Origin of the sequence: Altibacter sp., from assembly GCF_019913785.1 — a bacterium.
Classification (GTDB): domain Bacteria; phylum Bacteroidota; class Bacteroidia; order Flavobacteriales; family Flavobacteriaceae; genus Altibacter.
Genome location: NZ_JAIOHK010000076.1, coordinates 21,393 through 31,833 on the forward strand (window position 1 = coordinate 21,393; position 10,441 = coordinate 31,833).

8 protein-coding genes and 1 tRNA gene are annotated in these 10,441 nt (G+C 40.4%); 6 read left to right on the top strand and 3 right to left on the bottom strand.

All coding sequences use genetic code 11. The features are described 5' to 3' along the window. The first annotated feature begins 125 nt into the window (after window positions 1-125). Together K8F54_RS13310 and K8F54_RS13315 are read left to right on the top strand one after the other, a co-directional pair. Complete coding sequence (locus K8F54_RS13310) at window positions 126-1,991, top strand: sodium:proton antiporter (protein ID WP_290791757.1); 1,866 nt, start codon at window positions 126-128, stop codon at window positions 1,989-1,991. Window positions 1,992-2,035: 44 nt separating this feature from the next. After that, on the top strand, window positions 2,036-2,269 hold the full coding sequence (locus K8F54_RS13315; protein ID WP_290791758.1) for a hypothetical protein: 234 nt from the start codon (window positions 2,036-2,038) through the stop codon (window positions 2,267-2,269). On the opposite strand, the gene lepA is transcribed toward K8F54_RS13315, so the two are convergent. Further along, entirely contained in the window at window positions 2,266-4,062 is a 1,797-nt protein-coding gene (lepA, locus tag K8F54_RS13320; RefSeq protein ID WP_290791759.1) for a translation elongation factor 4, read from the bottom strand. The two genes, K8F54_RS13315 and lepA, sit on opposite strands and share 4 nt — an antisense overlap. A 223-nt stretch (window positions 4,063-4,285) precedes the next feature. On the opposite strand from lepA, the gene K8F54_RS13325 reads away from it, so the two are divergent. Then, a complete protein-coding gene (locus K8F54_RS13325; protein WP_290791760.1) occupies window positions 4,286-6,706 on the top strand; it encodes an outer membrane beta-barrel family protein in 2,421 nt (806 codons plus the stop codon). A gap of 53 nt (window positions 6,707-6,759) precedes the next feature. Further along, window positions 6,760-7,752, top strand: a complete 993-nt coding sequence (dusB, locus tag K8F54_RS13330) for a tRNA dihydrouridine synthase DusB (protein ID WP_290791762.1) — start codon at window positions 6,760-6,762, stop codon at window positions 7,750-7,752. On the opposite strand, the gene K8F54_RS13335 is transcribed toward dusB, so the two are convergent. Together K8F54_RS13335 and rbfA are read right to left on the bottom strand one after the other, a co-directional pair. Continuing rightward, window positions 7,749-8,954, bottom strand: coding sequence for an FtsX-like permease family protein (locus K8F54_RS13335; protein ID WP_290791764.1), 1,206 nt, complete (start codon window positions 8,952-8,954; stop codon window positions 7,749-7,751). The genes dusB and K8F54_RS13335 overlap by 4 nt on opposite strands. Before the next feature lies 1 nt (window position 8,955). Then, window positions 8,956-9,348, bottom strand: a complete 393-nt coding sequence (gene rbfA, locus K8F54_RS13340) for a 30S ribosome-binding factor RbfA (RefSeq protein WP_290791766.1) — start codon at window positions 9,346-9,348, stop codon at window positions 8,956-8,958. A 64-nt stretch (window positions 9,349-9,412) separates the two neighbouring features. Here rbfA and mce point away from each other — a divergent pair, with 64 nt between their 5' ends. Both mce and K8F54_RS13350 read left to right on the top strand, forming a co-directional pair. Beyond that, entirely contained in the window at window positions 9,413-9,823 is a 411-nt protein-coding gene (mce, locus tag K8F54_RS13345; RefSeq protein ID WP_290791765.1) for a methylmalonyl-CoA epimerase, read from the top strand. 68 nt (window positions 9,824-9,891) lie between these two features. Next, window positions 9,892-9,965, top strand: a tRNA-Ile gene (locus tag K8F54_RS13350). The last annotated feature ends 476 nt before the right edge of the window (window positions 9,966-10,441 follow it).

Consider the following 10,441-nt stretch of genomic DNA (forward strand, 5'->3'; position numbering starts at 1 on the left):
AAAAGAAGTGCAAAATACTAAAAGCGTTACATACTCTTTAATGCAGAGTTAATTAATTATACTATTTTTAACAAAAAGTTGGAATTTGCGAAATTACAAATCCCATATTTAACAAATAAACATAGATGCTCGAACTTGCCGGAATTATAATTTTAGGGATTTTAGCCCAATGGGTCGCCTGGAAGTTTAAAATACCTGCTATTTTACCTTTGATTTTAATAGGTCTTTTTGTTGGTCCGATTTCCACTTTTATTTCTGAAGATGGCACCCAATGGATTCAGCCTATTTGGAACGGAGAAAAGGGTTTTTTTCCGGATGAAAGCCTGTTTTATTTTGTATCTCTTGCTATTGGAATTATTCTGTTTGAAGGAGGACTTACACTTCGAAGAGGAGAAATCTCTAAAGTGGGACCGGTGATTGTAAAGCTAATTAGTTTAGGATCTGCCATCACCTTTATTGGCGCAGGTATAGCAGCACACTATATTTTTGGCTTAAGCTGGAAGATTTCTTTTCTTTTTGCAGGACTGATCATTGTAACAGGGCCAACTGTAATCACGCCTATTTTGAGAAACATTCCATTAAAGCAGGATGTTTCGGCAGTACTAAAATGGGAAGGGATTTTAATTGATCCTATTGGGGCTTTGGTGGCGGTATTGGTCTTCGAATTTATCTCTATTGAAGATCAGAGTGCTGGATATACGAAAGAAGCTTTGTTGGAATTTGGAAAGATTGTGCTCATCGGTTTTTCTTTCGGAATTTCTGGTGGTTATGCACTGTATATGGCGATTAAGAAAAAATTTATTCCACATTATCTACTCAATGTAGTCTCGCTTTCGGTCGTATTATTGATATTTGTTGAGAGTGACATCTTTGCACACGAATCTGGTCTGTTGTCGGTGGTCGTTATGGGAATGTACCTGGGGAACAGCGACCTGCCCAACCTAAAAGAACTGCTTTATTTTAAGGAGTCATTAAGCGTATTACTTATTTCTATACTGTTCATCCTTCTTTCGGCCAATATAAGCCTGGACGACCTATTGCTTGTGTACAATTGGCAGACGGGTATTTTGCTGGCGGTTATTATTTTTATTCTGAGACCGCTAGGGGTGTTTCTTAGCACCATAGGTTCTTCGCTCAAGACGAACGAAAAACTTTTTATTAGTTGGGTTGGGCCTAGAGGTATTGTGGCTGCGGGTATTGCCTCGTTGTTTGGAACCAAACTGGTTTTCAGAGGAGAGCCCGGTGCCGAATATATCACCCCGTTGGTGTTTGCCGTGGTATTGACAACCGTATTGTTCAATGCCACTACTGCTCGGTTTTTTGCCAAGGTTGTGGGGGTTTTCTTAAAAACTTCGGAAGGTATTTTAATTGTGGGAGCTTCTAAGGTTTCACGCCTTATAGCAACCTACCTTCAGAAAAACAATCGGCACGTGGTTTTGGTCGATTCAAATCAGCAAAGTATTAAAATGGCAAAGGAATTAGGCCTGGAGGCAATCAATGCAAATATTTACGCCAACGACTTAACGGATAATATTGAACTTAATGACGTAGGTTATTTATTAGCCATGACCGGTAATGACGATATTAACAAACATGCCATAAATCATTTTGGAAGTGTTTTCGGTGAAACCGGAACCTTTCGTTTGATGAATTCGGAAGAATTTAAAAATGGTAAAAATGAGGGAAACCCCGAATTGTTTTCCACAACGCATAATTATCTTAAGCTGGCCGAAGTTGCCAACAACTATCCTTCGATTCAAGAAATTCCTGTGAGTTCACAAAAACAACTTCTAAAACTTTTAAATTTTATTGAGGGAGATGATAAGGCTATCGCATTATTTTTGAAGCAACCCAATGGGTTTTTAGATATTATTAGTGAACCAAGGCTGATGGAACTGGAAAAAGGGTGTCATTTGGTGTATTTAGGAAAGCCGATGGATTTTGAGAATGTATTAAATGCAACCCGAGAAGAACAGGAAAAAGCCGACTAAAAATAATTGCGATCTAAATTCGTTACAATTTTATAAACTCTTCTATGCGTAGATATACTCTTTTTTTTGTTGGATTTGTTTTTTTAGCACTATTTCCCGGCTGTAAAGGAGATGACACGCGAACCTGCCTCAGCTGTAGCTCGCCCAATACTGCCGATTTTCAAGTCTGTGATGAAGGAGATGGAAATGCTTCCGTAAACGGAGAAAACACCGGAACCCCTTTCGATGTATATATCTCGGGACTCGAAGATGCCGGTGCCAACTGTGGAGGAAATTAATCGTTCAATTTAAGAACCGCCATAAAGGCTTCCTGTGGAATTTCTACATTACCCACTTGTCGCATTCGCTTCTTTCCTTTCTTCTGCTTTTCTAACAATTTTCGTTTACGAGAAATATCCCCACCGTAACATTTTGCAGTCACATCTTTACGCAATGCCTTCACAGTTTCACGAGATATAATTTTAGCGCCAACAGCCGCCTGAATAGGAATATCAAACTGTTGCCTCGGGATTAATTGTCGGAGCTTTTCGCACATCTTTTTACCGATTTCGTACGCATTGTCCTTGTGTAATAATGCTGAAAGTGCATCTACAATATTACCATTCAGTAATACATCCACTTTTACGAGTTGTGATGTGCGCATTCCAATGGGTGAATAATCAAAGGAAGCATATCCTTTGGAAACTGTTTTTAAGCGATCGTAGAAATCGAAAACAATTTCGGCCAATGGCATATCGAATGACAGTTCAACCCGCTCTGGAGTTAGGTAGGTTTGATTCGTAATTTGACCGCGTTTTTCAATACATAAGGACATCACCGACCCCACAAAGTCGGATTTGGTGATAATCGTCGCTTTGATATAGGGCTCCTCCACGCGATTAAGCGATGAAGGCTCCGGAAGATCAGATGGATTGTTTACGAGGACGATATCATCCGGGTTTTTGTTGGTATAGGCATGATACGAAACGTTAGGGACCGTGGTGATAACCGTCATATCGAATTCTCGTTCCAATCGCTCCTGGATAATCTCTAAATGGAGCATCCCTAAAAACCCACATCTAAATCCAAAACCAAGTGCCATCGAGCTCTCCGGGATAAACACCAAAGAAGCATCGTTTAATTGTAGTTTCTCCATGGAAGAGCGAAGCTCTTCGTAATCTTCAGTATCTACAGGATAAATACCCGCGAACACCATGGGTTTTACATCTTCAAACCCTTCAATCATATTTGTGGTTGGGTTCTTGGAGTCTGTGATTGTATCTCCTACTTTAACCTCCTTTGCTTCTTTTATTCCTGTGATGAGGTAACCCACATCTCCTGTTCGTATTACCTCTTTTGGGAATTGTTTCAGCTTTAAAGTACCCACTTCATCTGCAAAATAGGATTTCCCGGTCGCCATAAACTTAATATGCTGTCCTTTTCTTATTTCTCCATTGAGGACTCTGAAATAAGTTTCAACTCCTCTAAACGGATTATAAACCGAATCAAAGATTAGGGCCTGTAACGACTCATCCGGATTTCCTTTCGGCGGAGGAACACGCTCGATAATCGCTTTAAGGATCTCTTCAATCCCAATTCCGGTTTTTGCACTAGCAGGAATTACTTCTTCGGGCTTGCAGCCCAACAAATCCACGATGTCATCGGTTACCTCTTCTACATTGGCAGAAGGAAGGTCTACCTTGTTTAACACCGGAATGATCTCCAAATCGTTTTCTAAGGCCAAATACAGGTTCGAAATGGTCTGGGCCTGGATACTTTGAGCCGCATCAACGATAAGCAAGGCACCCTCGCAGGCAGCAATCGACCGGGATACTTCGTATGAAAAATCAACATGCCCGGGCGTGTCGATCAAATTCAGTATATAGGATTCACCTTCGTATTCATATTGCATCTGAATTGCATGACTCTTGATGGTAATACCACGCTCCCGCTCCAAGTCCATACTGTCCAAAAGCTGGTCTTGCTTCTCACGCGAAGTCACAGAGCCGGTAGCATCCAAAAGCCGATCGGCCAAGGTGCTCTTGCCGTGATCAATGTGCGCAATAATGCAAAAATTTCGAATATTCTTCATAACAACGTTCCTCAATACCTAATAAGGCTGCAAATATAGCTTAAAAAGGCAGTATAATGTAATTCGGAGTCAATTCGGACTTAAAAAAAATAATATAGGACAATTCCTATTAAAAAAATAAATGACATCTTTGTAAGAGCGGCAAAAAATGTAAGAACTATTTAAGCGGGTGGATTGAATAATTTTTACTTAAAACAAACAAACCAACATCTCGAGTATTGAAATGAACGCCCTTCGATCCCTATTATTGTTGATACTTTGTACAGCCTCCCTGTATGCTCAAAACAGTGCGGTTTCAAGCAAGGTGGTCGACAATACCGGTACACCTCTTTCCTTTGTGACGGTGCTTATTTATAAGGTAGGAGAATTGAATCCGGTAACAGGTACCACCACAGATGAATCGGGAAATTTTAAGATTGACAATCTTGTCGAAGGAACCTATAGCCTTGTCGTTAGTTTTATAGGGTATCAAACAAATATTCAATTAATTACGGTAAAACAAAACCAAAAGCTGGAAACAATTGTTCTGGAAGAGGAGGTAGAGGCGCTGGACGAAACGGTTATCCAAGTGAAAAGACCAACGGTTGTTAAAGAACCCGGAAAACTGATCTTTAATGTAGAAAATACCTCACTATCTTTCGGGAATACCTTCGATTTACTTTCAAAAACCCCGGGTGTGTTGGTACTCCAAGACAAGGTTTCCATAAAAAACGGACCTACCTTGGTTTTTATCAACGGAAGGCGTGTTTACTTATCCTCTGCGGAAGTGATTTCCTTATTAAAAAATGTGGATGCTTCAGCAATTAAAGCCGTAGAAGTAATCACCAATCCCTCGGCAAAATACGATGCCGAAGCCGGGGCTGTTCTAAATATTGTAACGTCCAGAGCGATTTCTATTGGCTACAAAGGAGCTATTAATACACGCTATGAGCAAGCGGTGTATCCCAAATATTCATTTGGGACCTCTCATTTTTATAAGAACAACTGGATAAATTTTTACGCAGGCTACAGCTTTAATCCGCAGAAGGAATACAAAGACCAGTTTGACGATATCGTTTTTATGGAGCATAGCGGTGCCGTAACCTCTATCTGGGATACCGACTTTAATAGAATGACCAAATCGAATGTCCATCAAGGAAATGTGATAGCCGATTTCACGCTTAACGACAAGAATTCGCTAAGTCTCTCCTCCAGTGTATACGTTTCTCCTAATAAAACCTTTAACAATACGGTACTGGCAGAGCTATTTAATGCGCAGCATCAATTGGACTCTACTTTTAGAACAAAAAGCAGTTTAGAGAACGATCAACATAATTTGTCGTTTTCCGGAGAATATAAAACCACTCTCAGCGCAAAGGGAACGAGTTTGGCAGTTACCGCGGACTATATTTTATACAATGAAGAGCAGCTTCAAAATGTCGCTACTGATTATTTTTTACCGAATGGAGATTTGACACGTAACAACAGTTTTTTCACCAATTCGAAACAGGATAGCAATATTCTTACAGGGGGATTGGATGTATCGATTCCTATTGAGAATGGAACCGTTGAAGGGGGAACAAAATATTCGAATATTGACACAAAAAGCGCCATTGATTTTTTTAATATCCGAAACAGCGGGATGGTATTTAATGCAGCTCTTTCGGATGAATTTATATACGAAGAGGCTATTTATGCTGCCTATTTAAATTTTTCCAAAGAATGGGGGAAGTGGGAAACCACACTTGGGCTTCGGACGGAATATACCGACGTTCATGGAAACTCCCGATCGCTTGGAATTGTAAATACTCAAGAAAGTTTTGAGTTATTCCCTTCGGCATCCCTTCAGCATAGAATCAACGATAACAATAGCCTGGGCCTTAGCTATGCACGACATATTCAGCGGCCGCGCTATCAAAGTTTAAATCCGTTTAGGTACTTTTTAAATGAGAGCAACTTTAACAGCGGAGACCCCAATCTGGTTCCTTCAATTGAAGATAAGATTATGCTTAGCTATAATTATAAGAGTAAGTGGTTCATCGATGTATATTATCAGCAAACCGATGATGCCTTGAGCATTTTGCGATTTCAGGATAATGACAATATGATTATTCGCACTGAAGACGCCAATCTAATTCGCGAATTTCAATACAGTGTTGATATCATACACGTTTCTTCACCAACCAATTGGTGGTATTTGAGCCTGTACACCTCTTCTTTTTATTTTGAAAACAAGTTCTATTCGGTGGAAAGCGTTCAGGACACCTATTCAAACAGCACCTATGGCTTTTATGGCCAATTGTACAACGGCCTCACCCTCTCAAAAGACCGAAGCTTTTCGGGCGATATTACGGCAGTATATCTTTCCGATTTTATTTACGGCTCCTATGATTACGGCAATCAATTTTCGGTATCCCTTTCTCTTAGGAAATCGTTTTGGAATAACACGGCAAGCATCACTGCGGGAGTTAATGACATATTCGATACCTACAATGTTCCGGTGACCTCCAAGTATTACAATCAGAATAATACCTATTTCGCACAACCCGAATCAAGACTCTTCAGAGTAAGCTTCAAATACACCTTTGGCAATGCTAATTTACGGGACAACAACAGGGACAGCAAACCTAAGGAAACCCAACGATTGGAGAAGAACAATCCATAGCCGACAGATTTATACGGGCTTACACACAATAATTCATTATTTTTGCAGCCGAAATGGCAAAGATAGGTAACATAGACGTAGGAGAATTTCCGCTACTACTTGCTCCCATGGAGGACGTTAGTGATCCCCCGTTCAGAGCACTTTGTAAAGAGCAGGGTGCCGATGTGGTGTTCACCGAGTTTATTTCTTCCGAAGGATTAATTCGTGATGCGGCTAAGAGCGTCATGAAACTAGATATTTACGAAAAAGAACGCCCGGTCGGAATTCAGATTTTCGGAGCCGTATTAGATTCGATGCTGCAAAGTGTTGAAATAGTTGAAGCCAGCGGCCCGGATATAATCGATATCAACTTTGGCTGTCCGGTAAAGAAAGTGGTCAGTAAAGGCGCCGGTGCCGGCATATTAAAAGACATCGACCTTATGGTTTCGTTGACCGAAGCCATGGTAAAACACACAAAACTTCCCATTACCGTAAAAACCCGACTGGGTTGGGATCACGATTCCATAAAAATAGTTGAAGTGGCCGAACGGCTCCAGGATGTGGGTTGTAAGGCGATTTCTATTCATGGACGCACCAGAGCGCAAATGTATAAAGGCGAGGCCGATTGGGCGCCCATTGCCGAAGTGAAAAACAACCCACGTATGCACATTCCTATTTTTGGAAACGGCGATGTGGATACACCTGAAAAGGCGATGGAGATGCGCGACAAATACGGTTTGGATGGGGCCATGATCGGGCGCGCCAGTATTGGTTATCCTTGGTTCTTTAAGGAAGTGAAACATTATTTTAATACCGGAGTACATTGTGCGCCACCCACCATGCAGGAACGGGTTGATGCGGCAAAACGCCACCTGGAAATGGCCATATCGTGGAAGGGAGAAAAACTAGGTGTTTTTGAGACCCGCCGGCACTATACAAACTACTTTAAGGGTATACCCGATTTTAAAGAATACCGAATGAAAATGGTTACTAGCGATGATTCGGCTTCGGTGTTTGCTGCCTTCGAGGAAGTCCAAAAGCTATTTGCCGATTATCAATTCGCTTAAACCAGCAATTTTTCCCGTACTCTTCCGGAAGCAATTTTTGACGCAATTACGCCCAATACCGTAATGGTAGCAAGGACTACCACGATATTTATCACTTTTAGTTTAACCGGATACGGCAAGGTGGCTGTTATGTTTATAAAGGCAAATTGCAATTGTGCCCATACCGCTATTATTCCCAAAAGCACCCCAAACAAGCCGCCTAAGGTGGTTAGCAGGACACCTTGATAAAAGAAAATACTTCGAATCTCTTGTAGGGTGGCCCCTAAATTAAAAAGGGTTTTGATATTCTTTCGTTTATCGAGGATCATCATTATAATCGAGCCAATTACATTGAAAAGTGCGATAATTAATACCAGCGTAAAGATGAGGTAGACAGCAATATTTTCGGTATTCAACATTTTGTATAAGGCGTCATTTTGCTGAATGCGGTTTTTAATGACAATTTCTTCAGAAAAAAGAGTGATGAGTTGTTCGCGAGCCGTCGCTTCAGAAGCACCCGGAAGCAGTTTTAATTCGATCGAAGAGATTCTTGTACTATCCAACTGAAGCAGGGATCGTGCAAAGGCTATATCTGAAAAAACGTACTTACTGTCCAAATCTTCGTTGACCTGATACACGCCCGATACCACAGCATTTTCCTTGGTAAAGGCCTGCGAAGGATCCAGCGCATTAATTTGCCCGCTGCCGGGCTTCGGAACGTAAATTTCGAGAAGATCTATATAATCCTGAACTCCCAGTGACAATTTGGAAGCGGTGCCCAAACCAATGACCACCTCGCTCGTTTGAGGCTCAAACCAATTGCCAAAATACAGGAGGCTGTCTATTGGATTCACATCCTCAAAGTGCAGGTCAACTCCTTTTATATAAGCAATATGATTTTTCCCCTTATACTGAAGAAAAATACGTTCCTCAATAATTTTTGAGTAGGCCGAAACGCCCGTAACTTTTTTTAACTGTTGTTCTTGCGCTTCAGAAAACGTGATGGTCTTTCCGCTTTTCGGAAGTATTTTTAGGTCACTATCAAAAACATTGGTGAACTGAAGGCTAAAGTCTTTTAATCCCGAAAAGCCGGACAGCACAATAAATAAGGACATCGACCCAACGACAACACCTACGGCGGCAATTCCCGTGATAATGTTAATGGCATTGTTACTGCTTTTTGAAAACAGATAGCGCTTGGCGATGTAAAAGGGAAATTTCACCTTAGGTCTTTTTTCGCTTCGGGAGGATATCCGGGTTTTGAATAGGATTTTCCTTTCCTTTAACGGCCTGTTCTATTTTATCGATATACTCAAGCGAATCGTCATTGTAAAAATGCAGGTCGGGCATTTTTCGCAATTGATGTTTGGTGAGTTGGGCAATGCGATGCTTAATCTTAGATTTTATTTCGTTCAGTTCGGCGGTGATGTTTTCAGCTTTTTCTGAAGGAAACACACTGGCGTACACCTTGGCGATGGAAAGATCGGTGGTCACCTTAACCTTAGATACCGATATAATGATTCCTAATTGCCCCGATTCTCGAAGCATACTCTGCAATACGTTAGCTAGATCATTTTGCAAAACGCCGGCAATTTTCTTTTGTCTATTACTTTCAATCATACTGCAAAAGTAGCACATTTAAAGATTTGATATTTTTTTAAATAACAATACATTTACAATTATGAAGAAAATTGAACACATTGGCATTGCCGTTAAGGATATAGCCCTTGCAAACAAGACCTATAAGAGTCTTTTTGGGTACGAGCACTACAAAACAGAAAACGTAGCAAGTGAGGGAGTTACCACTTCTTTTTTTAGGTGTGGAGAGAGTAAGATTGAGCTGTTGGAAGCAACAGATCCCAATAGCCCGATAGCAAAATTCATTGAAAAAAGAGGAGAGGGAATCCATCACATCGCTTTTTATGTAAATGATATTGTTTCGGAAATGGCGCGTTTAAAAAAAGAAGGATTTACCTTGTTGCATGAAGAGCCAAAACGAGGTGCAGATAATAAGTGGGTTGCTTTTTTACACCCAAAATCTTCCCATGGCGTATTGATAGAATTGTGTCAGGATATGGAAGCAAAGGTCTGATCACCTAACATTAAGCTCAAATAGTTTTGCATTCAATATAAAGTGTTTTACATTTGCAAACTGTTTTTGGTCCCATAGCTCAGCTGGTTAGAGCACCTGACTCATAATCAGGGGGTCCATGGTTCGAGCCCATGTGGGACCACTTTTTTAAGTTATTTCGTTATTTGAAGTATAAATAAGGTTTGATTTGAAAAGGGCGAGAAGTTTACACTGAGCAGTAACGAGAAACAAAACATGTTTTGTTTTGAAGTTAGCAACTGAAGGTTGTCGAAGTGAGCCCATGTGGTACCACTTTTTTTGATTGAGAAGCGTTATTTGATTTTGAAAATCATTTTTCTGTTTGAAGCGGATATATTAAGTAAGTGTTTGACAATGGTGAAAGCGTACCGTAAAGGAACATCAGAAACCATAAATAATTAAGAGCACAGGCTACTTTTTATTGTTAAAAGGCACAATTATTTATAAAAAATTGAGTTAATAAGTTTCGGATAATTTAATTTTTTATATGATGTTAAAAAAAAATTATTACATTAGCCCCTGTATATGCGACCCCAAATCGTGAAAAAAATAATAACCTCGGTACTTTGTATGTTTACGGGTACTATTATGCTTGCTCAG